This window comes from Paenibacillus sp. cl123 (assembly GCF_900101595.1).
In the GTDB taxonomy this organism is placed as follows: domain Bacteria; phylum Bacillota; class Bacilli; order Paenibacillales; family NBRC-103111; genus Paenibacillus_G.
The window spans coordinates 746,723-768,402 of record NZ_FMYY01000001.1; the positions used below are offsets into that span (position 1 = coordinate 746,723).

Below are 21,680 nucleotides of genomic sequence, written 5' to 3' on the forward strand. Positions count from 1 at the left end.
CGGGAGGTCTGTTCATGAAAAAAAGCAGGTTCCGCTTATTCCGTTCCATAGGCATATGTGTCGCCGCAGCGCTGCTGTTGGCCGTCTCGGCGTTGTCGGCAGGCATTCAGCAGGCGCAGGCCGAAGCCGTATGGTGGCCGGAGGGCAGCGACTCGGCTGCGGACTCGCGCGCGGTGTGGGTGTATTATTCCAAGGAATTCGACGTGAACTATAATACGGACCAGAAAGCGCTGGATGCGGTAACCGATATGCGCAATAAAAATATCGATGTCATCATCGCTTCTGTCACGTATGCGGATATGCTGGGCCTCTCCAATGCCTCGGCCGCCAGAACGGCGCGTCTGCAGCTGATGATCGATCAGGCGAAGTCCTACGGCATGGCGGTATATATCGGCTATTGGGAGGATGCCTGGATTGCGGATAATACCCAGGTGAATCGTTATACGATGGTTGATCATGTCATCGCTTTCAATAATCAAAACGGCAGTCATGCGGATGTCGTTGGAGTTGTCACCGATTACGAGATGAACTGTAAAACTGTTGAAGTAGACGGAGTCAAGCAGACGGACTGCTCGAGCAGGGCGAAGGACAAATACGAGGCTTGGCGGTTGTTTCATCATAATTTGAAAAACCGTATCGGTTCCAATCTGCTGAAGCTGCTGGTGACCGTTCCCGACCCGGACACATTCATCCGGAGCTGTGTGGATTGCGATGCAAGCTGGCTGGCGAATAACGGGATCACAACCGCCAATGGCGGCACGACCTATACCGGGGATGTGGCCTACTTCTCTTCCTATGCCGGAGCCAGATTTGCCGATGCGCTGGTCGGCATGTATTACCGGGCCAACGCTGCGTTAATCAAATCGGCTGCCCATGACGATGTCGTGGAATCCAACGCGATGACCAAGCCTGTGCCGATTGTCGTGGGTTTCAGCGCCGGCCATAATACGACGACGGACCCGACGCTGACCACCGTGCAAGCAGTGCTGGATACCGTTCAAGCGATCGAGGACGAACGCGCCGCTTATCCGAAGGTCGTGCTGGGTACGATGGCTTGGCGCTGGGATAAGCCGGAAACGCCTGAAGGGGAATACCGCGATCTGATGCCGTCAACGCCTCCCGGCGCGAACATTCCGATTCACTACTATGCAGCCGAAGATACTTATGTGCGAAGCGGCGCCTATGCGAACACGAACTACGGCTCGGAGGCTCAGCTTGAGATCAAGGATGCGCCAAATACGACGGGAGGAGCTGACGTGGACCGGATCGCTTATGTCAAGGTGAATGCGGGAGCTTATCCCGGCACGTCGGTGACATCGGCCAAGCTGCACTTCTTCGTGGGTACCGCCGTATCGGATTCGGCCGTCCCTTATGTTCCCGTCACTGTACAGGGCTTGACTGCCGACAGCTGGAGCGAGCAGACGGTCACCTGGTCGACGCGGCCGAGCAGCTCGGGGGCAACCACGCTGGGCACCGTCCAGGTAGCGGGAGCAGGCTGGTATACGGTAGATGTGACGGCCTACGTAAACGCCCAAATGACCGACAAAACGTTGACGTTCCGCTTGTCCGACGACGCGACGAAGGATCGTCTTGTACGCGTATGGAGCCGGGAATACGGGATGAATGAGCCGTATGTGTCTTTCAACGAATAGAGCTTTACAGGGATTACGAGTGCATGGAATCCTGTTTTCCAGGCCCCGCATCAACCATGATGCGGGGTCTTTCTCTTCATAAATCAAGCCGGTGAGCCGATATTAGGAATGATCAGGGAGAAGATGGAAGGCGAGGGTTGCATCGTGAATAAGAAGGACACGGACGAGCAGCTGCAGCTTTTTTTCAAGCAGGACCCGCAATATCTCAAAAAATATGTCCGGGAGCATCCCGAAAATAAAATGGCCTGGTATTTGCTGGGCAGGGAGTATGAAGCGCAGGGCAAGCAGGGGAAGGCGCTGTACTGCTACGGCCAGGCCGGAGCGGTGTATGAGGCTTACGAGGAGCAGAAGATTACACTGCCGCCATCCCCGGAATCCGCACCGCCCGCGGAAAGTCAGAGACGGCGAAAGCCGGTTTGGCGATGGCTGCTTGCCGCCGGCAGAACGGCCGTCTTGCTGCTGCTTGGAGCGGGACTGATGCTGGCTCCCGGGCTATCGACATCCGGCCGTTCCGATCAGGAGCGGCAGGAGGCGCCGGCGGCGGTGCCGCCGGATATTACGGCGGCCCAGCTGCAAGCCGGCCATGTGTACTACTGGACGGGGGACAAATCCAAGGAGGCGCTCGCTCCGGCGCTGCAGCATATGCTGCTGCAGGAGCGGCTTGCGAGCTTCGGCGTTCTGGTGCGCGGCGTTCCGCTGGCGGACTCGGCCTGGATTGACTGGCTGAGAAGGCCGGAGCCTTTATTTTCAGTCGAAGCGACGGATGATGCGGCGCGGCAGCAGATCAGCTATCATGACGCCGACAGCTGCAGCTGTCAGCCGACTGACGCACAGCGCGCGGACGGACTTGTGGCGGGCTGGATGGCACAGCGCGAACAGCAGGCGGTGCTGCGCTCCGCAGTTGCCGCCTTTATGCGGAAGAACGGCAGTCCACCGTCAGCCGCAGAGCAGCTGACAGCCGATTATCCGAACAATTGGCTTCCGGGTCTGACGCCGTATATGCGTCAGCTGCTCCAGCAGGACATGGCGACGATGTCCGCGGAGCTGGACGCCTGGAACAAGGCTGCCGCAGGCGCGGAGCCGGGCTCGGACGCCGGGCAAGCAGCCCAGGCGAGCCAGCAGGCGGGGCCGGAAGGACTGATGCGGCCGCTCGAGCAGCCGCTTGAGATCATCGTGGATAAGACCTCCCACCGGCTCGCCCTGGTCAGCGGCCGGGTCGTGCTGCGGATCTATCCCGTTGGACTCGGAGGCTCCAGAACGCCGGAGGGCGTGTTTGAAATCTCGGAGAAGGTGCGCAATCCCAACGGGAAATCCGACGGGGATTTCGGCAGCAGAGGCATGACTTTATCCGATACGCTGTATGCGATCCACGGCACCAACAAGCCGGCCAGCATCGGCAAAGACCAGTCGCTCGGCTGCATACGGATGCGGCAAGCGGATGTGGAGGAGCTGTTCGATATGGCGCCGATCGGCACCAAGGTTACGATAGGCAAGGGGCTGCTCCCCTCCGAGCTCTCCGTCAGCCATTCGCCGTTCAAGCTCCCGGCTCAGGGGAAGGATACGAATCCGAACAAGGTGTACAAGTGGCTGGACTGACTTTGGCGGAGTTTGAGGGCTTAGGTGGAGGATAGAAGGCAGTGAAGAGGTTTGTTTGCAGGGCAAACGGGATCAGCCATGCGAATAAGCGCAAGACAGTTAGAAGCGGCTGACGGAGCGGGGCAGGGCAAGCGAGGAGCGGCCGAGATTACTTGGGGGCAGGGAAGCGAGAAACGGATGTTGGCATGTGCGGAAGTTATGAAGCGAGGGGCAGCTGAGGACCAGGTCAGTGGCAAGCGGAGAGCGGCCGTGGGAGAAGACAATACTGCCAAGGCCGCCGAAGCTGTCTATCGAAGAGCAAGCCGCCCGCCGCCCGGTCAGTTGCCTACGATAAGCAGCACGGACATGCCGACAACGATGACGCCAAGAATGGAGCTGACCCAGATGATCAGCTTCTTGTTTGGACCTTCTTGCCTGGTCTTGCGGGACGCGTAGGGAGAAATTTTTTTCTTCGACATCGACATCAGCCCTGCCTTTTGGATGAGATTAAGCATATTTTAACATAATGTAACCGTTTTAGCGGCAGGAACTTCATGGTTTGTCCCCTTTATTTTTCCCTCGTAAAACGATAAACTGTCAACGAGAGAGTTATCGTCAGCAAGACATGGACGGGAGAGGGCGACAGAGCATGTTGTACAAACGTTTAGCGAAACCGGTGCTGTTCCGGATGGACCCGGAGAAGGCCCACCATCTTACGATTGACGGGCTGCACACAATGGGCCAGATCCCGGGAGGCCGGAGACTGCTGCGGGCGATCTGGGGCGTAGGCGCTCATCCGGAGCTGGAGTCGGAGCTGTGGGGAATACGCTTTGCCAATCCGGTCGGCCTGGCAGCCGGCCTGGATAAGAACGGGAAGTCCGTGCCGGGTTTCTCCAATATCGGCTTCGGCTTCATGGAGGTCGGAACGGTGACGCCGCAGCCCCAGGAGGGCAATCCGCTGCCGCGTCTGTTTCGTCTGCCGGAGGATAGGGCGCTTATTAACCGGATGGGCTTCAACAATGTCGGCATCGACGGCATGAAGCGGAATTTGCGCAATCAGGGCAAGCGCACGATTCCGCTGGCAATCAATATAGGTAAAAATAAAACCACCCCCAACGAGCAGGCGGAGGACGACTACCGGGCTTGCATCCGCGCCTTGTACGGATATGGGGATTTCTTCGTCGTGAACATCAGCTCGCCCAATACGCCGGATTTGCGCAATCTTCAGCATGGGGACGACTTGTCCAGGCTGCTGAAGGCGGTCAAGGATGAGATCCGCGCCCAGCATGCGAAGTTCGGCGGCCGGGAGAAGCCGGTGCTCGTCAAGATCGCTCCGGATCTGACGCCGGAGGAAGTGGAATATTCGGTAGCCACCATCCTGCGAAGCGCTGTGTCGGGCATTATCGTGTCGAATACGACGATTTCCCGCGACGGGCTTGTGCATGCGAATCGCGGCGAAACGGGAGGTCTCAGCGGCAGGCCGCTGACGGGCAAGTCGACGGAGCTGATCCGCACGGTGTACCGTTTGACCGGGGGCCAACTGCCGATCATAGGCTCGGGGGGGATATTTACCGCCGAAGATGCATATGACAAAATACGAGCCGGAGCAAGTCTTGTTGAGATTTATACGGCTCTGATCTACGAAGGCCCGGGCCTGATCAAGCAAATCAATGAGGGACTCAGGCAACTGCTGAAGAAGGACGGCTTCCGTCATATCTCGGAGGCTGTCGGCTCGGCGCATCAAGGTTAGTCTAGGAGGATCACGTATGGATGGTCGCGATTGGAAAAAGTTCCTGCTTCCTTATGAGCAAACGGTTGAGGAATTGAAGGTTAAATTCAAAACCCTCCGCGGAGAGCTGAAAAGCCGCGAAGAATATTCGCCTATCGAGTTTGTAACCGGGAGAGTCAAGCGGATATCCAGTATCTTCGAGAAAGCAAAGCGGCTGAATGTGCCGATGGAGCAAATCGAAACCGGCATCGAGGATATAGCCGGTATCCGCATCATGTGCCAGTTCGTTGAGGATATCGGCCGTCTGGCCGAGCTGATCCGGGCTCGCGAGGATATGACACTGGTCTACGAGAAGGACTATATCACGAATAAAAAACCGAGCGGGTACCGGAGCTACCATATGATCGTGGAATATCCGGTGCAGACGGCGCTCGGGATGAAGCGTGTGCTCGCCGAAATTCAGCTGCGAACGCTGGCGATGAATTTCTGGGCGACGATCGAGCATTCGCTCAACTATAAATACCGGGAAGAGCTTCCGCCCGAGGTGGTCAGCCGGCTTAGCAAGGCGGCGGAAGCGGCCTATTTGCTCGATCAGGAGATGAGCAGCATCCGGGTGGAGATTATGGAAGCCCAGCAGCTGTTCGAGGACAATTCCAATATCGTCAACCGGGTGCTGAACGGCATTCAGGAGCTGTACTTTTTCCACCGGGTACGGGAGGCCGCTCAATTTCAGATGAGGTTCAACGAGCTATGGGATACCAACGATACTTGGCTGCTGAAGGAGCTGTCCGATCAAATCTCGGAGGCGATCAGCCGCGCCAAAAAAAATTCGTAAAGCTCGTCCGCAGAAACCCGGGGAGGTTACGGCTTGCAGAAAAACTATGATCGGCTGTACGTGCTGTTCGTTTATTACTTCAACGTGGAGAGAGATTACTTCGAATGCCATGAAGTGATGGAAGAGCTATGGCTGGAAGAAGGACGCAACATATTGTATCAGGGCCTGCTGCAGGTAGCGGTGGGCCTTTACCATTACCGCAACGGCAATACCGGAGGGGCTGTAAAGCTGCTGAGCGCCGCGCTGGAGAAGCTGGACCCGCAGCCGGACGAAGCGCTTGGCATCGACCTTCGCGGCCTTCGGGAGGAGAGCCGGACTTATTTGAACAAGCTGGCGGGGCTTCCGGAGAAGCCGTTTGCCTTTTACGACCTGACGATTCGTGTGCTCGATCCACTGCTCGCCGAGCAGGTAGAGGCGTTCAGGCTCGATCCTCCTGCCGGCCATGAGGACTAAACTGCCGGTCACGGTAAGCCCAGCCCGGCTAGGGGCTGGGCGGAGGAGCCGGTCACGCTCAAAGCTTGCTGCCGAGCCGAGGATCGCGGGAATGAAAAAAACCTGCCCGGTTAGGGCAGGGATCAGGCTTTTCCGTATGCTCTAAGCTTTATGCTTGGAGAGGAAGGCTTTAATAGCTGCGTCAGTTTGCTCGCCGACGAGGCGTTCGACTTCTTTGCCTTCCTTGTAATAAATCAAGGTAGGCGTTGCTTCGATTTTATAGCGGTCCCAGCCGTTGCGGAACTCTTCAAGATTGAACTGCTTGATGTCGACGCCAAGGCTCTTGGCTGCGGGCATCAGGATAGGGGTTGTCGCTTTGCAGTGAACGCAGGTGGAAGCGAAGTAGTATAGAAAAAACGATTCCTTTTTCTCGATTTTCTGATCCAGCGCTTCCGGTAAAATGATGTTTTGATAGTTCGGATCGTCCAGCTGCTTCAGCGTCTCCGGATTCAGCTTCTCGGGAGCGATGCCGTACACGTTGTTCTCATACTTGCTGTACTTGGCCTTGTTGGACTGCTGGTTAATCACGAACAAAGCTCCGAACAACACAAGGATGACAGACAAATAAATGGCCAGTTTTTTCATAACGTCTCTTTCTCTTCCTTCCTACATAGAGAATTGCACACTATGGAAATATTCGTTGCTTCCCGAAAGTTTCCTGCTTGTATGGAGCGTGAAAGTGAACGAATTTTGAACTCCTCCGGCTTGCCCCGGTCTGAGTATTAGGAGTACAATGGAAATCATGCCGCGAGCTGCGGCTTCAAGCGTGACGGACAGCAGGGCGCCAGACTTACACGGAAACGGGATGAGAGCACATGACGGGGCGTACGCTGCCTGAACATTTTTTACAAAGCATGGAACGGCTGCTGGGGGAGGATTATCCGGCTTTTCTGGCGTCTTATGAGCAGCAGCGGCAGTATGGGCTGCGGGTGAACACGCTGAAAATATCGGCTGAAGCTTTCCGGGAGCTGGCGGACTGGCCGCTTACGCCAGTTCCTTGGTCGCCTGTCGGCTACTACTTGCCGGAAACGGCCAGACCGGGCAAGCATCCCTATTATCATGCGGGCCTTTATTATATCCAGGAGCCGAGCGCGATGGCGCCGGTGGAGCTGCTGCAGCCCGAGCCGGGCGACCGGGTGCTCGACCTGTGCGCGGCTCCCGGTGGGAAGACGACGCAGATTGCCGCGAAGCTCCAGGGCCGGGGACTTGTCGCTGCCAACGACATACATTCCGACCGGGTTAAAGCGCTCGTCAAAAACCTGGAGCTGGGCGGCGTCCGCAATGCGGTAGTGCTTAATGAAGACCCGGCGAAGCTGGTTCAAGCCTTTGACAGCTATTTCGATAAAATTCTGGTGGACGCCCCCTGCTCGGGAGAAGGGATGTTCCGCAAGGAAGAGGATATGGCGAAAGCCTGGGAGCCGTCCTGGACGGCCAAATACGCGGCCATGCAGCATACGCTGCTGGCGCAGGCGGCCCGGATGCTCAGGCCCGGAGGCCGGCTGGTGTATTCGACCTGCACGTTCTCGCCGGAGGAGAACGAGGCGATTATCGCGGCGTTTCTCGCGCAGCACGGCGACTTCGAGGTTGAGCCGGTGCCGCTCGTCGGCGGCCGCGGCGGGTGGGCGCCAGGCCGGCCGGATTGGCTCGGCCCGGCAGCGCCGTCCCGGGCAGACGAAGTCGCCGGGACCGCCAGGCTCTGGCCGCATCGCTTATGCGGCGAAGGGCATTACGCCGCCGCGCTGCGCAGGCGCGGAGAGAGCGCGCAGCCGCAGCTGCCGGCAGCGCCGGAGCCTGCGCCGCGGGCGGGGCGGGCGCCGCGCCGCGCGGGCACAGGCGCACCGCCTGGCGGCATGGCTCGCGGCGGCGTGGCCCGCGGCGGCGCGCCTGACGGCGCGCGCGAAGCGCTCGCCCGCTTCGCGGCGGAGCAGCTGACGGCGCCCCCGTGGGACGGCGCCGAGCTGGTCTGGCGCAGCGAGCACGCGTACGCTGCGCCGCCGGGGCTGCCGCCGCTGGAAGGCATCCGGGTCATCCGGCCCGGATGGTATCTCGGCGGCGCAGCCAAGCAGCGCTTCGCGCCGTCGCAGGCGCTGGCGCTGGCGCTGCGCCCGCAGGATGCGCAGCGCAGCGTCAGCTTCCGCGCGGATGATCCGCGCGCGGTGCGGTACCTGAAGGGGGAGACCGTGGAGCTCCCCCTAAGCGAGCTGGTCTCGGCCGATGCCGCCGTAACCCCCAAAGGCTACTGCCTGATCGCGGTCGACGGCTATACCGTCGGCTGGGCGAAATGGCAGGACGGCATGCTGAAAAACGAATACCCTGCCGGCTGGAGGTGGACCTAGGATGAAAACTACTTTGCGTCTGGACAAGCTGCTGGCGCATGCGGGGCATGGAACGCGCAGCGGCATCAAGCTGCTGGTGAAGCGCGGAGCAGTGACGGTGAACGGCAAACCGGTCAAGGACAGCGGCATGCAGATCCGCCCGGATGCCGACATCGTTCAGGTGGACGGAGAAACGGTTCGTTACCGGGAATTTGTGTACGTGATGCTGAACAAGCCTCCGGGCGTTGTCTCAGCTACGGAGGACCGCCGGGACCGGACTGTCCTCGATCTGCTGGATGAGGAATACGCTCATCTTGAGCTGTTTCCGGTCGGACGGCTGGATAAAGATACGGAGGGGCTGCTGCTGCTGACCAATGACGGCAAGCTGGCTCATAATCTGCTGTCGCCGCGCAAGCATGTGCCCAAAACCTACTTTGCCCGTGTCGACGGTGCGGTGGGGGAGGAGGACATTCAAGCCTTCCGTACGGGGGTCACTCTGGATGACGGATACGAAACGATGCCTGCGGAGCTGCGAATCCTCGTTCCGGGAGAACCGGCGCAGGACAAGCCCTCCGAGATTGAGCTCACCATCATGGAAGGGAAATTCCATCAGGTCAAACGGATGTTTCAAGCGGTCGGCAAGCGCGTTGTGTTCCTGAAGCGGCTGTCCATGGGCCCGCTGACGCTGGACGGCGGTCTGCCGACTGGAAGCAGCCGCGAGCTGACGGGGGAGGAACTGGCCTCTCTGCAGGCGCATGCGAATTTGCCGACTTGACCGGAGCGGGGTGAGTGAGTACTTCGTCCTCCGGCAGCTTGCTGCCAGAGCCGCCGCAAGCGGGAACAGAGATAAAACCATACTTTTCTTTTATAGATACAAACAGGAGTGGATCCATGATGAATTACCGGCTGGTAGCCCTAGATGTAGACGGTACGCTGCTCGACGATAACCATCAGCTTAGCATGGCAACAATCCGTACGCTGCGCGACGTGCAGCAGGCCGGACTGCGCATCGTTCTCTGCACGGGCCGCAGTCCCGCCAGCGCTATTCCTCTATTGGAGCAGCTCGGGATTGAAGGCGTGCTGATTACCCATAACGGAGCTTCAACCGTACAAACGCCGGGTCCGCAGGTTTTGAATGCCGCCGGATTTCCGATGAAGGAGCTGGAGCGGCTGGTTGCTTATTGCCGGGCTAACGGCATTCACTTTGACGCCAACACGCCTCTCGATTTGTTTATCGAGAAAGCGGAGAAGGATACGCTGTCCATGTATGAGCTCTTCCTGATCGAGCCGAAGCTCGCCGCGGATGTGCTGGTTATGGACGGCATCGTCAAATTTACGATGTCCGGCCAAGGCGAGCAGATGGACCGGCTGGAGCAGGCGCTCCTTACGGAGCTGGCGCTGCCGGCGACGTTCCATCATACGCGCAGCGGAATCGAATTTATCGATGTGATGCTGGCGGGTTCCTCCAAGGGTGCCGCGCTGAAGCAATTGGCCGATTCTTGGGGGATCAAGGCTGAGGAAATTATCGCCATTGGCAATTATTATAACGATCTGGATATGATTCGCTATGCGGGGCTGGGCATTGCGATGGATAACTCGCCGGACGAAGTGAAGCAAGCGGCTGATGAGGTCACCTTGTCGAACAATAATGAAGGCGTGCACGCGGCGCTGGTCAAGCATGTGCTGGCTCCTCTGGCTTCCGTCGGAAGTCGGCAGTAGCGGGCAGCGAAGCAAAAGAGACGGTTCGGGATAACCCCGGACCGTTTCTTGCATTGTTTTAGAATTTACAGGTTATGGGTGCCCGCCAAGAATCGGTATCGGCTTGCGAATAACGGGGAAGCTGGCGCATAGCAGGCATAGGAGGAAGGACATGCTAAGCGGGAAGTGTAAATCCAACCATCGAATAGAACATCAAGGAGGGAACCCGAATGAGCAGCGTAATGATTAGGCCGGACTTGAAAACGGCGGGCGGAGAAGTTTGTGATGTGCTCTATAACAATCGGTTCGCAGGCACATTAACGATCGTTTACCGGGAGGCCGCGCGCCTGGCAGGTTCTCTGCAGCTGGAGAGAGAAATGCTCTCAGACACGGAAAAAGAAGAGGTGTTCCGCGCGGTCCATGACTATGTGCAAGCATTCAGCGATTCGATCGATGCGCGCGAATGCGAGATTATGGCGACCTACAGCAGCTTCGATCATGTGATAACGGCGCAGCCTGCCGCTGAGTTCGAGGAGAGGGGCTGGACGTCGACTGATGAGGATTTCGATTATGATACGGACTGGATCGATCACGATGCGAACCTCGAGGATGAAGGGGCCGAGTATCGTGAAGATTATTCGATGGGCGGCCTGGAGCTTGTGCTTGTGAGCGAAGACGAGGATTTGCTCGAATATCATATCTATGACGAGGCTGAGAATTGGCTTGCGGAAGCTTTCCTCCATATAGAAGAAGCGGATGTAACGGGCTCCGTTCATTGGCTGCTTGAGCCGGAGGAAGAGGCGCTTGATACCGTCGCCGACCTTCTGGTGCTTGATTTTGATGAGGACGAGATCGATACGTTCGTGATTCATATGATGTATGACAATGAGGTGATCGAAACGATCGAGCTGACTCATGAGCAGCTGCTCCCGGACAGTGAGGAAGCGGCGCCAGTTTTGGCTGAGCTGGACGAAGAATTCGATCCCTCAAGCGATTATTCGGTGGTGCTGGCCCGTGATGACGGGGACGTGCTGACGTATGAGATCTATCAGCAGTCGCACGGCGGGCTGCCGATCGGCTGGGCAACCGTCGATATCAGCCAGCGGCAGCTGACCGGGTTCATCGACTTCCGTGAGCCGGGCAGCGAAGGCGACCGCGAGTTGATCGCTACACTGCTGATGGAAGAGCTGGACAAGGAGAAGGACTACGAGGCGATCAATCTGTCCATGATGCACCGCAACCGGCTGATTGAAGAGGTGCTGTTCGAGACGGAGCAGGTGCATTAGCAGTAAAAGAGGAAGGACCGACGGGAACTCAAACGTTCTATCGGTCCTTTCTTGTTGATCGGGGATCAGTAGGGCGTAATGAAAAGAGGGAGGGTTGAGCGCAGCTTGCACCCGATATTTTTTCCGGTGACCCGCTCGCACTCGCGGATGGAAGCCCTCCGGCAGTCTTGGAGCAGGCAAATGGAGGGCGAGTGGGCCGTATAAGCCCGCCGGCGTCTTAAAAGCGAAGTCGGGAGCTCCGCGAGGCGATGCAAATGGCTCCACGCTCACCGGCATTCCTTGTTCTTGTCTCTCCGCTTGCTAATTTATCAGGCGCGGCGAAGCCCCTTCGGGTAATGGTTCTTCAGCTGCCCTCCGCTTGCCTTGCCCCATCCCAGAGGCAGCCCTTCATAGACCGCAAGCGTCCACCCGGCGGCAGCATCAGCGGCTTCGAGCGCTTCGCCTCTCAGGTAGCGCTCGGCCTGCGAGGCAGTCAGCTGCAGCTGTCGGGCCCGACTGAAAATAGGGCCGGTCAGCGCCAGAGCCAGCGCGTGGGCAGGCTCTGCCCGGTCTTTCTTCAGCTCAGCCAGATGCAGGCCGGGACGCAGTACCTTCAGCCCCTGAAGCAGCTCAGGGGAGAAGCCGCTGCCGGGTCCGGCCGGCAGCCAATACAGCTGATCGCCGAAAAGAAGCGGAGAACCTTTGCCGAGCTCCTCCTGCAGCTCGGCCGCATAGCCCGGGCCTCCGATATTATCGGCGAGCTGAGCGAATAGAAGCATGCCTTCTTCTTCGGGCTTGGCTCCCCTCTTGCTTCTGGCGGGCGCTGCACTGCTGCGAGGCTCGGCTTGTTTGCCGGCCTCGCGGTCGTCAAGCTCGTTCTGCAGCTCCAGCAGCGCGACAAAATGCCCTTCGCCCTGCTCCAGATGAGGCCAGATCCGCTCCGTGCGCAGCAGCCGCAGGGCAGGGAAGCCGGCAAGCAGGGCGGCTACGGTTTGTTCGTTTTCCTGTTCATTGAATGTACAGGTGGAATAAGCAAGCCTTCCGCCCGGCTTCAGCATGGCAACGGCCGATTGCAGAATATCGAGCTGCCGGGCTGCGCACATCTCCACATGGGCGGGCGACCATTCGCTTATGGCATCGGGGTCTTTGCGGAACATGCCTTCCCCGGAGCAGGGCGCATCGACCATCAGCTTGTCGAAGAAACGGGGAAAGCGCTCCGCGAGCTGCTGCGGTGCAGCGCTGACGACGACGGCATTCGCGATGCCCATGCGTTCGATGTTTTCGGATAATATTTTAGCCCGGGCCGGATGGATTTCGTTGGTGATCAGCAGGCCCTGCCCCTGCAGCTTGTCCGCGATCTGGGTGGATTTGCCCCCGGGCGCCGCAGCCAGATCGAGAACGACGTCCCCGGGCTGGGGGTCAAGCAGCTCTACCGCCGACATCGCGGACGGTTCTTGAATATAATAGGCCCCGGCCGCATGAAGCGGATGCTTGCCGGGTTTTGCCGTCTCCGGGTAATAATATCCCGTGCCGCACCAGGGAACGGGAGTCAGGTCAAATTCCTCGATCAGCCCCGACAACAGCCGGGGAGAGTTAGCGGCGAGTTTATGTGTATGCAGGCGAAGCCCGTAAGTACGGGGCTGGTCATAAGAGCGGATGAATGCTTCCGCCTCCTCCTGCAGTTGGCTTCGCATTTGGTTCAGAAACGATGGAGGTAAAGTAGGGGACATGCGAGCGAATGCTCCTTTCCATAACAAGGCATATGGCGTGCAGCCTTCATTATACTAGCTTGGACCGGTCTGTGAGAAGTCCGGCGGCATGGTATCGTTCAGACAGTTTTTGGTGCCAACGTTTGATATGGAAAGGAAGCCGGAAAACATGAGAGCCCTATTAGGCTTCATGAGCGATGCCCGGTCGGATAAGGCGAACCGGCCGGTTCGGGCCAGGGACCGCAGCTTCCAGGCGCGGCCCTCGGACGCGTGCTGAGCCCGGTGCGGAAGAAGAATGCGAGGGAGTTTTTTTGCATAGGAACAGGCAGCGGGCGACTAGCTGGCTGCTCCTGTTTGTCTGGCAAGCCTTGCGATGAGGGATAAGCCCTGACGGTATCTTTGCCTGTCAGAAGGGGAAGCGGTCCTATCTTCACTTGGGGTCAGAGAACGTGGACGGCGCCTTCTTTTTGCTTTTGCGGGGCTTGGCAGCGCCAGGAGAACCGGCCTCTTTTCCCGCGGATTTCCCGGCGGGCTGCTGTGCCGGCTCACCGCTACTATCCGCCGAAGCCTCGTCGCTGCTCGCCGGTCTTTTCGCGTTCTCCACCGAAGTCTCGCCGCTGCTCGTCGGTCTGTTCGCGTCCTCCTCCGAAGCCCCGCCGTTGCCCGAAGCGGTTCCATTTTCCGTGCCGGACCCGGCTTGCTCTGCCGCATCGTTTAAACCGGCCGTCTCTTGTGGCAAACTTGCGGGCGTTCCCCCGGAGGCTGGCAATTGCTGCTTGTCCCTCCAGAACATCGCTGTCAGCACACGTTCGATCCATTCCTTATCCTGCTCCGTCAGCTCAATGCCGTCGAAGATCAACTCATTCTCTTGAAGGAAGCGGCGCAGATTGATATGCGGCTTCCGGGAGGCATCGCTTTTGGTATCAGCAGGGGGCTCCAGGTAGCCGGCGATTTTCATCAATTCTGTATACGGAGCGTTCAAGCCTTCGGATAGCTTCATCAGCACATCGGGTGAAGGGACGCCCCGGTTGCCGTTCTCAAGCTGGGAGATATAGGCGGCCGATACGCCTGAACGGTCGGCCAGCTCGCGGATCGTAAAGCCTTTCGTTCTGCGCATGCCTTTCAATTGTTCATAAAAATGCATCGTCGACACCTTCATTATCTATTGGAATAAATAGCCGGGTTCGCGCAAGAGGTAAATGTTGGTTAATATTTTTATATTAGCAGTAAACTCCGGGAAGCACAATGAAAGGTGGGGATGGAGCAATGGAGGAGGGAACCATCGTTCGAGGGGGCAGGAACGGCAAAAAGACCGAAGCTTGGGCAAAGCAAAACGGTCCGCGGCAGACTTTTCATTGGCTTGAGATGATTTTGTTGAGATGATTGGGCCTAGGATGACTCGGCCTAAGATGATTCAAGGCTGCTTGAGGAAAAATCGCATCACATGATGAGGCGAATGTTCGGATCTGAACTGCAGTCCTCTCGATTCCGCAATCAGGGACGCCTGAGCCAAGGTCAGCAAGTAGAAGGCCAGCTCCCGGGGATCGCCCTCTCGCAGCATGCCGTCGGCCTGGGCTTCGCTGAATAAAGCGGCGACCCGATCCAGACTTTCAAGCGATTTGACTTGGACGGACTGCTGCAGCTCCTCTGAGACGGAATCCGACATCATCAGCTGCTCCATAAACAAATGATGGAATTTGGCCTCCTCCCATCTCCAGGCGTACAGCCTGTCCAATACGCGGAGCAGCTTGTCGTAGGCGGACAACGGCTCGGCAAGCGCCTCGTCAAGCAGCCATTGGAAGCTGTTCAGATTCGTCTCGAGCAGCGAAAGATAGATTTCTTCCTTGGAGCGAAAATAATTATACACTAGCCCGTGACTGATTCCGGCTTTGGCGGCGATATCGGAGATTTTGGTCGCAGCCACTCCTTTTTTGACGAACAGCTCGACAGCTGCGGCCAATATCTGCTGACAGCGTTCTTTGCGCAGCTCCTGATCCTTTTCTACGTTGCGTGCCACATCTCCGTCTCCCCTCCGAGGCGCTGATTTCTTAGTACACATGATAGAAGTGCTCATCCGAACTGTCAAGGCGCGCTGGTTTGGCTTGAGATTACAGATTGACTTAAAGTCAATTTGTAATCTATACTTTTGAATGGATAGGACTATATAAGAGAAAGAAAAGGAGAAACCGTAATGTCTGCACCAGCTATACAACGAGGTCCGCTGACCGTGCTGATGATCAATATGTTCATCGCTATGCTCGGCATCGGTCTTATTATTCCTGTGCTTCCGGAATTTCTGAAGCATTTCAATGCCGGGGGAGCGACTGCCGGCTACTTGGTCTCGGCGTTTGGCCTGACTCAGTTTATTTTCTCTCCGATCGCCGGAGAGTGGTCCGATAAATTCGGACGCAAGAAGCTTATAGTCGCGGGCTTGCTTCTGTTCTCGCTGTCGAATCTGCTGTTTGCGATCGCGGAAAGCGTCTGGATGCTCTACTTATCGAGATTCATAGGCGGCATCGGGGCGGCGGCGATGATCCCTTCGATGATGGCCTATGTAGCCGATGTGACAAATGATGAGAACCGCGGCAAGGGAATGGGGCTGCTGGGCGCCGCGATGTCCCTTGGCTTCGTCATCGGACCCGGCATCGGAGGGTTTTTGGCCGAACTGGGGATTCGCGCGCCTTTCTACGTATCTTCGGGAGTCGGCGTCGCAGCGATGCTGATCTCATTGCTGATGCTGCCGGAGACGCTGTCTGAGGAGCTTAGGCACCAAGCCCGCTCCAGAGAGGCGAAGCGGGAAAATATTTTCCGGCAGTTCGCTCAGTCGTTCCGTGCCCCTTATCTGGTGCTGCTCGTGCTGATCTTTACTTTGACCTTTGGACTGGCGAATTTCGAAGCCATCTTCCCGTTGTTTGTGGATCAGAAATACGGGTTCGATGCGCTTGATATTTCCATTCTGATTACGGTCGGAGCCCTGATCGGCGCCGTGATTCAGGCGGTGCTGATCGGCAAGCTGCTGAACCGCTTCGGCGAAAAGCTGCTGATCAATCTGACGTTCCTGTTATCGGCGGCCTGTCTCGTGCTGATGCTGCTGTCGGGCAACTTTTGGTATGTGCTGGGGGTTACGATGCTGTTCTTTACGTTTACGTCCATTCTCCGGCCGGCGATCAACACGCTGCTGTCCAAGATGGCCGGCGAGGAGCAGGGCTTCGTGGCCGGGATGAACAACGCGTATATGAGCCTGGGCAATATATTCGGTCCGGCGGTCGCGGGAATTTTGTTCGATGTGCATATTCATATTCCTTACCTGCTCGGCGCAGCCGTACTGGTCGCCAGCTTCGCGATCTCTTTCAAATGGGGACGCAAGGACTTGCGCAGCACAGTTGGCGGCTAGTCCGCGCTGAAGCTCATATTCCGAAAAGCCGTCCCGGACGATAGGTTCCGGGGCGGTTTTTGTTTGCGAGTTTTACTTCATCATTAACCGCCATAGCGCGGTGAAAATCCTCGTCAGGCAGGTTTTGGCAGCAACTCCACCCTGGAAACCGTCAGAACTTTGGCCATGTCAAGTCGGGAAAAGGAGCTTGTGAGGAGCGTTTCCATGGCTGTTCTCGGAGCAGAGACAGTTTTGTGCGAAAAACCATCCAAACGGTTAGCTCTCCATGTGGAAAGGATGAAATTTATACGTAAAACCGTATAAGCAGCCTTAAATAGACGGATGTAGTGCATGTTTTATACGTTAAATCGTATAACAAGCTAAAACGATCTCGCGGAACGATCACGGTTGTACGAAAAATCGTACCTACTTTGCAGCACCCCGTGCTTCCGTAGAAGGCTTACCGCTGCCTGACAGAGAGACAGAGCGACAGCCCCGTGCCGCCGCTCTACCGTCCGCTCAATAATCTGCTAGCCGGACAAAAAAGTGCAAGGGAGCTTGCGCGCCGAAGCAATATTGTCAGGTTGCCGGAAAGCAGCGGCCGGGGTATAGTCTCCCTGACATAAGCATAACGAGGAGGTTAGGCGAATGGTGGGAGTAACTGAATCGGTGCGGCTGAAGTGGTTGCGGGAGCGGTCCGGCGAGACGCAAGGGACGGGCGTCACCTGGGGAGTGCCTTGGGCGGAAGGAAAGCTGCAGCGGGAGGAGACCCTTGCTTTGCGGGACGGGCAAGGGAGGGAGCTGGCTGTGCAAAGCTGGCCAACCGCCTATTGGCCGGATGGCAGCGTGAAGTGGACGGCGCATGCCGCCGCATGGGAAGCCGGGGCAGCAGGCAGCAGGTTTGAGCTTGCGCCCGGACGGCCGTTCCGGCCCGAGAAGCCCGTCACGCTGAAGGAATCTGAAGCCTGGATCGAGGTGGATAACGGCGCGATCAAGTGCCGGTTCGCCAAGACCGGAACTGATCTGATCAGCCGGATCACCCACTCGGCTTCCGGGGAGGTCGTTTGCTCCGGCGCCCGGTTGACGGCTATCCGGGAGGAGCGGAGCATGGAAGCCGGGACTGAGACAGCCGTTTGCCGCCGCGAGCCGCTTGAGAGCGTCATCACGCAAGCGGCGGTGGAGCAGATGGGCGAGGTGCGGACGGCGGTCAAAGTCGACGGGAAGCATCGGCCGGTCGCGGGCGGAGCGTCCTGGCTGCCTTTCACGCTGCGTTTCTATCTATATACCGGTCAACCGTCCATCAAGGCGGTGTATACGTTCCATTACGACGGCGACCCGGAGCGCGACTATGTCAAAGGGCTCGGTTTGCGCTTCGACGTGCCGCTGGACGGGGAGCTGTACAATCGGCATGTGCGTCTGGCCGGCGATACGGGCTTTTTTGCGGAGTCGCCGAAAGGTCTGGAAACCTTCCGGACGGCGGGCCGGTATGCCGAGCTGCATAAACGGCAGCTGGCGGGGGAGACGATCGGCTTTGACCCGGAGGAAGATGCGTCGTTTATGAGTCTGGTGGATGATCTGGCGGTATGGGACAGCTTCAAGCTGACTCAGCTGTCTCCCGATTCCTATGCGATCCGCAAGCGGACAAAAGCGGGCTGCAGCTGGATTCACGCCGCATATGGAGCTAGAGCGGGCGGGCTGCTTTATGCCGGCGGGGCGAAGGGCGGTCTCGCGGTCGGGATGCGCAGCTTCTGGCAGCAATGCCCGGCTTCGCTCGAAGTGACCGGCATGGCGGGCGACACGGCAGCGATGACGGCTTGGTTCTGGTCTCCCGACGCGGAGGCGATGGATCTGCGGCATTATGATACCGAGACACATGTGTTATCCGCCTACGAAGGCTTTGACGAGCTGCGCAGCAGTCCCTACGGCGTCGGACATACGAGCGAGCTGACGGTCTGGTGTCTGCGCGAGACTCCTTCGCATACGCTGCTTGCGGAGATGACGGAAGCGAAGCAAGAGCCGCCTCTGCTTGTCTGTGAGCCGGAATATTATCACAGCTCCGGCGCCGCCGGGTTATGGAGCTTGCCTGACCGTTCGACGGAGACGAAAGTCTGGCTGGAGGAAGGGCTGGAGCAGGTGTTTTGCTTTTACCGGGATGAGGTGGAGCAGCGGCGCTGGTACGGCTTCTGGGACTTCGGCGATGTGATGCACAGCTATGATCCGGTGCGCCACACCTGGCGTTATGACATCGGAGGCTGCGCCTGGCAAAACACGGAGCTTGCACCGAATCTGTGGCTCTGGTATACCTTCCTGCGCACCGGCAGCGCGGATGCGTTCCGGATGGCGGAGGCGATGACCCGTCATACGAGCGAGGTGGACGTGTATCGCTTCGGCGAATACGCGGGACTCGGCTCGCGGCATAATGTCGTGCATTGGGGCTGCGGCTGCAAGGAAGCGCGGATCGGCATGGCAGGGCTGCATACGATGTTTTATTATTTGACGGCGGATGAGCGTGTCGGCGAAATGATGGATGAGTTCAAGGATGCGGACTATGCGACGGCCCGGCTGGACCCGATGCGTTCCTATTATCCGAAGGATGAATTTCCTACGCATGCGCGAAGCGGACCGGACTGGACGGCATTCGCATCGAACTGGCTGACCCGCTGGGAACGTCATGAGGATACCTTCTACCGCGACAAGCTGCTGACGGGTATCGACAGCTTGAAGCGTCTGAAGCATGGCCTGCTGACCGGGCCGGTATTCGGCTACGATCCGCACACGGGCGAGCTTCAGTGGATGGGACATGAGAACTGGGGCCATCATCTGATGATTTGCATGGGCGGCACGCAGGTATGGCTGGAGCTGGCCCGCCTTTTGAAGGACCCGCAGTGGGAGGACATGGTGGCCGAATACGGAGAGTTTTACACGCTGCCGCCCGAGGAAAAGCAGCGCCGAACGGACGGCGACATCCCCGGAAAAGACTGGAATATACCGATGCTGGCTGCGCCGCTGATGGCGTATTCGTCCGTCAAGCGCGGCAATCCGGCCTTGGCCGGGGAGGCATGGAGACTTCTGCTGCAAGAGCGGACACATTGGCAGATTCGCATACCGCTGCAGACGGAGGCGGTTCCCGCGCTGGAAACGATCCGGCCGATCCGTGAAATTCCGTGGATGAGCACGAATACGGCATCGCAATGGTGCCTGAATGTCATCATGTGCCTGGAGCTGATCCCGGATGCACTGCCGACGACGGAAATACCCGAGTGACGCCTTCCGGAGGCGGCATGCATCCGGAGCGAACAAGGAAGGAGAGGAATACCGAGTGGTCAATGATATCGAATATCCGGAGCAGGAGGAGAACCTCAAGCTTCTGTACCATAACCCGCTCGCATCGGCGGAGGATACGGCCGGCTTTCGGCAGGAGGGGGAGGCGGCTGTTTCATTTCCGCTGGGCAGAATGCGGCTGGAGAGCAAGCTGAGCCCCGAGCAGGGGCAGCGTTCGAACTTCGTCTATTGGTGCCCCGAAACGTTTCCCGCAGATGTGCTCGTGGAATGGGAGTTTTGGCCGATCCGGGAGCCGGGCCTGGCAATTTTGTTTTTTGCCGCCCGCGGCCGGGAAGGACAGGATGTGCTCGACGGCGCGCTGGCGAAGCGGACGGGCGAATATGAGCTGTACCATCACGGCGATATCGATGCGTTCCATGTGTCTTACTTTCGTCGGATGTGGCCCAGCGAGCGGAGCTTTCATACGTGCAACCTGCGCAAAAGCTACGGCTTTCACCTGGTGGCGCAAGGCGCTGACCCGATCCCGGGAATTGCGGATGCAGCCGGACCGTACCGGTTAAGCCTGCGCAAGCAGGGCGGGAACGTACGCTTCTGCGTAAACCGGCTTCCGATCTTCGATTGGACGGATGACGGCCTCTCCTATGGACCGCTGCTCGGAGGAGGAGCGATCGGCTTTCGCCAGATGGCCCCGCTGATCGCCGAATATGCGAATTTGAAGGTATATGCGCTTCGATGAAGAATTTACAATAAAGTCAAGGCAAATAAAGTTTGGAAATGGAGGCAGGCCAGGCATGCGCAAAGTATTATTATGTTATCCGGGGGGCAAGCACAAGGCGCTGACGCTCAGCTACGACGACGGGAGGACGGCGGACCGGAGGCTTGTAAGCATTTTGAACCGCAGCGGTATCAAGGGCACCTTTCATCTCAATTCGGGTTTGTTCGGAGCGGGGGACAGGCTAACGGAAGAGGAAGCGCTTCAGCTGTACGCCGGGCATGAGGTATCCGCGCACACGCTGACGCATCCGACGATCGCCCGCTGCTCCAAGGAGCAGCTCGTGTACGAATTTACGGAGGATCGCAAAAATCTGGAGCGCATCTTCGGTTATACGGTGCGGGGCATGTCGTATCCGAACGGGTCGTTCAACCGGCAGATCAAGGAGATGCTGCCTTATCTGGGCATCGAATACGCCCGCGTCGTCGAAACGACAGGAACGTTCGCCATGCCGGACGATTGGCTGGAGTGGAAGCCGACCTGCCATCATAAGCGTGATTTGATGAAGCTGGCGGAGACGTTTATCGGCCTGCACAAGCAGCAATATTTGTACTTGATGTACGTATGGGGACATAGCTACGAGTTCGATAACGACGATAACTGGGAGCTAATCGAGCAGTTCTGCGAATATGCAGGGGGACGCGACGACATCTGGTATGCGACGAATATGGAGATTTACGATTATGTTCAGGCGTTCCGCCAGCTGAAATTTTCCGCCTCCCAAGAGTTCGTCTGGAATCCGGGGGCGAGCTCCGTTTGGCTGAGCGTGGATGGGCAGCCGGTCGAGGCCAAGGGCGGCGTGCAGACCAGCCTGCTGTAGGAGCCGAGTCGCCGTCTGCCGCCGCAAGCTGCCCATGACAAACGGCTCTGCGGGAAGGCTCCGTCTTCTCCTTGGGCGGAGCTTTATACGTCTGGGCGAGGAACGACCCAGCGGCAGCAGTTTTCTCCATGGCGGGTTGCGGCTGCCGGGCTAAAATTTCTCC

General features: G+C 58.1%; 18 protein-coding genes. 13 read left to right on the forward strand and 5 right to left on the reverse strand.

The features are described from left to right. Positions 1-14 precede the first annotated feature (14 nt). The gene (locus tag BLR08_RS03290; RefSeq protein WP_072328208.1) at positions 15-1,652 is read left to right on the forward strand and encodes a CBM96 family carbohydrate-binding protein; all 1,638 of its coding nucleotides are present in this window, start codon (positions 15-17) and stop codon (positions 1,650-1,652) included. Positions 1,653-1,796: 144 nt separating this feature from the next. Continuing rightward, entirely contained in the window at positions 1,797-3,248 is a 1,452-nt protein-coding gene (locus tag BLR08_RS03295; protein WP_256257397.1) for a L,D-transpeptidase family protein, read from the forward strand. A gap of 317 nt (positions 3,249-3,565) precedes the next feature. On the opposite strand, the gene BLR08_RS30975 is transcribed toward BLR08_RS03295, so the two are convergent. Next, on the reverse strand, positions 3,566-3,706 hold the full coding sequence (locus BLR08_RS30975; protein WP_176835401.1) for a hypothetical protein: 141 nt from the start codon (positions 3,704-3,706) through the stop codon (positions 3,566-3,568). Positions 3,707-3,876: 170 nt separating this feature from the next. On the opposite strand from BLR08_RS30975, the gene BLR08_RS03300 reads away from it, so the two are divergent. From BLR08_RS03300 to BLR08_RS03310, 3 genes are read left to right on the forward strand one after another with little or no spacing between them, the layout of a single operon-like run. After that, positions 3,877-4,977, forward strand: coding sequence for a quinone-dependent dihydroorotate dehydrogenase (locus BLR08_RS03300; protein WP_072328209.1), 1,101 nt, complete (start codon positions 3,877-3,879; stop codon positions 4,975-4,977). Between the two features lie 16 nt (positions 4,978-4,993). Then, the gene (locus BLR08_RS03305; RefSeq protein WP_072328210.1) at positions 4,994-5,791 is read left to right on the forward strand and encodes a GTP diphosphokinase; all 798 of its coding nucleotides are present in this window, start codon (positions 4,994-4,996) and stop codon (positions 5,789-5,791) included. A gap of 33 nt (positions 5,792-5,824) precedes the next feature. Then, positions 5,825-6,244 carry a DUF309 domain-containing protein gene (locus BLR08_RS03310; protein WP_072328211.1) on the forward strand — a complete coding sequence of 140 codons (420 nt, stop codon included), beginning with the start codon at positions 5,825-5,827 and terminating at the stop codon, positions 6,242-6,244. Between the two features lie 141 nt (positions 6,245-6,385). Here the strand turns inward: BLR08_RS03310 and BLR08_RS03315 are convergent, their stop codons facing one another. Continuing rightward, positions 6,386-6,868 carry a thioredoxin family protein gene (locus BLR08_RS03315; protein ID WP_072328212.1) on the reverse strand — a complete coding sequence of 161 codons (483 nt, stop codon included), beginning with the start codon at positions 6,866-6,868 and terminating at the stop codon, positions 6,386-6,388. A 230-nt stretch (positions 6,869-7,098) separates the two neighbouring features. Between BLR08_RS03315 and BLR08_RS03320 the strand changes: the two genes are divergently transcribed. From BLR08_RS03320 to BLR08_RS03335, 4 genes are all read left to right on the forward strand, one after another. Continuing rightward, entirely contained in the window at positions 7,099-8,619 is a 1,521-nt protein-coding gene (locus BLR08_RS03320) for an RsmB/NOP family class I SAM-dependent RNA methyltransferase (protein ID WP_072328213.1), read from the forward strand. Between the two features lies 1 nt (position 8,620). Further along, entirely contained in the window at positions 8,621-9,373 is a 753-nt protein-coding gene (locus BLR08_RS03325) for a pseudouridine synthase (RefSeq protein WP_072328214.1), read from the forward strand. Between the two features lie 116 nt (positions 9,374-9,489). Further along, on the forward strand, positions 9,490-10,317 hold the full coding sequence (locus tag BLR08_RS03330; protein ID WP_371117073.1) for a Cof-type HAD-IIB family hydrolase: 828 nt from the start codon (positions 9,490-9,492) through the stop codon (positions 10,315-10,317). Between the two features lie 209 nt (positions 10,318-10,526). Further along, complete coding sequence (locus BLR08_RS03335) at positions 10,527-11,582, forward strand: hypothetical protein (RefSeq protein WP_072328215.1); 1,056 nt, start codon at positions 10,527-10,529, stop codon at positions 11,580-11,582. Between the two features lie 308 nt (positions 11,583-11,890). On the opposite strand, the gene BLR08_RS03340 is transcribed toward BLR08_RS03335, so the two are convergent. The 3 genes from BLR08_RS03340 to BLR08_RS03350 form a co-directional block, all read right to left on the reverse strand. Further along, positions 11,891-13,291 (reverse strand): RsmF rRNA methyltransferase first C-terminal domain-containing protein, encoded by a 1,401-nt coding sequence (locus BLR08_RS03340; protein ID WP_072328216.1) that lies wholly within the window; start codon positions 13,289-13,291, stop codon positions 11,891-11,893. Between the two features lie 409 nt (positions 13,292-13,700). Further along, positions 13,701-14,414: a helix-turn-helix transcriptional regulator gene (locus BLR08_RS31565; protein WP_256257399.1), complete on the reverse strand. Its 714-nt coding sequence runs from the start codon at positions 14,412-14,414 to the stop codon at positions 13,701-13,703. Positions 14,415-14,684: 270 nt separating this feature from the next. Next, the gene (locus BLR08_RS03350; protein WP_072328217.1) at positions 14,685-15,287 is read right to left on the reverse strand and encodes a TetR/AcrR family transcriptional regulator; all 603 of its coding nucleotides are present in this window, start codon (positions 15,285-15,287) and stop codon (positions 14,685-14,687) included. 174 nt (positions 15,288-15,461) lie between these two features. Between BLR08_RS03350 and BLR08_RS03355 the strand changes: the two genes are divergently transcribed. From BLR08_RS03355 to BLR08_RS03370, 4 genes are all read left to right on the forward strand, one after another. Continuing rightward, the gene (locus BLR08_RS03355; protein ID WP_072328218.1) at positions 15,462-16,664 is read left to right on the forward strand and encodes an MFS transporter; all 1,203 of its coding nucleotides are present in this window, start codon (positions 15,462-15,464) and stop codon (positions 16,662-16,664) included. A 627-nt stretch (positions 16,665-17,291) separates the two neighbouring features. Further along, complete coding sequence (locus tag BLR08_RS03360; RefSeq protein ID WP_072328219.1) at positions 17,292-19,907, forward strand: exo-rhamnogalacturonan lyase family protein; 2,616 nt, start codon at positions 17,292-17,294, stop codon at positions 19,905-19,907. A gap of 55 nt (positions 19,908-19,962) precedes the next feature. Beyond that, positions 19,963-20,661, forward strand: coding sequence for a DUF1961 family protein (locus tag BLR08_RS03365; protein ID WP_256257400.1), 699 nt, complete (start codon positions 19,963-19,965; stop codon positions 20,659-20,661). 55 nt (positions 20,662-20,716) lie between these two features. Next, positions 20,717-21,517 carry a polysaccharide deacetylase family protein gene (locus BLR08_RS03370; RefSeq protein ID WP_072328220.1) on the forward strand — a complete coding sequence of 267 codons (801 nt, stop codon included), beginning with the start codon at positions 20,717-20,719 and terminating at the stop codon, positions 21,515-21,517. Positions 21,518-21,680 lie beyond the last annotated feature (163 nt).

What these genes read in the sequence shown, in the direction of transcription:
- BLR08_RS03320 (WP_072328213.1), top strand. Translation starts at nt 7,099, where the DNA reads ATGACGGGGCGTACGCTGCCTGAACATTTTTTACAAAGCATGGAACGG.
- BLR08_RS03360 (WP_072328219.1), top strand. Translation starts at nt 17,292, where the DNA reads ATGGTGGGAGTAACTGAATCGGTGCGGCTGAAGTGGTTGCGGGAGCGG.
- BLR08_RS03355 (WP_072328218.1), top strand. Translation starts at nt 15,462, where the DNA reads ATGTCTGCACCAGCTATACAACGAGGTCCGCTGACCGTGCTGATGATC.
- BLR08_RS03300 (WP_072328209.1), top strand. Translation starts at nt 3,877, where the DNA reads ATGTTGTACAAACGTTTAGCGAAACCGGTGCTGTTCCGGATGGACCCG.
- BLR08_RS03335 (WP_072328215.1), top strand. Translation starts at nt 10,527, where the DNA reads ATGAGCAGCGTAATGATTAGGCCGGACTTGAAAACGGCGGGCGGAGAA.
- BLR08_RS03315 (WP_072328212.1), bottom strand. Translation starts at nt 6,868, where the DNA reads ATGAAAAAACTGGCCATTTATTTGTCTGTCATCCTTGTGTTGTTCGGA.
- BLR08_RS03370 (WP_072328220.1), top strand. Translation starts at nt 20,717, where the DNA reads ATGCGCAAAGTATTATTATGTTATCCGGGGGGCAAGCACAAGGCGCTG.
- BLR08_RS31565 (WP_256257399.1), bottom strand. Translation starts at nt 14,414, where the DNA reads ATGCATTTTTATGAACAATTGAAAGGCATGCGCAGAACGAAAGGCTTT.
- BLR08_RS03325 (WP_072328214.1), top strand. Translation starts at nt 8,621, where the DNA reads ATGAAAACTACTTTGCGTCTGGACAAGCTGCTGGCGCATGCGGGGCAT.
- BLR08_RS03305 (WP_072328210.1), top strand. Translation starts at nt 4,994, where the DNA reads ATGGATGGTCGCGATTGGAAAAAGTTCCTGCTTCCTTATGAGCAAACG.
- BLR08_RS03290 (WP_072328208.1), top strand. Translation starts at nt 15, where the DNA reads ATGAAAAAAAGCAGGTTCCGCTTATTCCGTTCCATAGGCATATGTGTC.
- BLR08_RS30975 (WP_176835401.1), bottom strand. Translation starts at nt 3,706, where the DNA reads ATGTCGAAGAAAAAAATTTCTCCCTACGCGTCCCGCAAGACCAGGCAA.
- BLR08_RS03340 (WP_072328216.1), bottom strand. Translation starts at nt 13,291, where the DNA reads ATGTCCCCTACTTTACCTCCATCGTTTCTGAACCAAATGCGAAGCCAA.
- BLR08_RS03330 (WP_371117073.1), top strand. Translation starts at nt 9,490, where the DNA reads ATGATGAATTACCGGCTGGTAGCCCTAGATGTAGACGGTACGCTGCTC.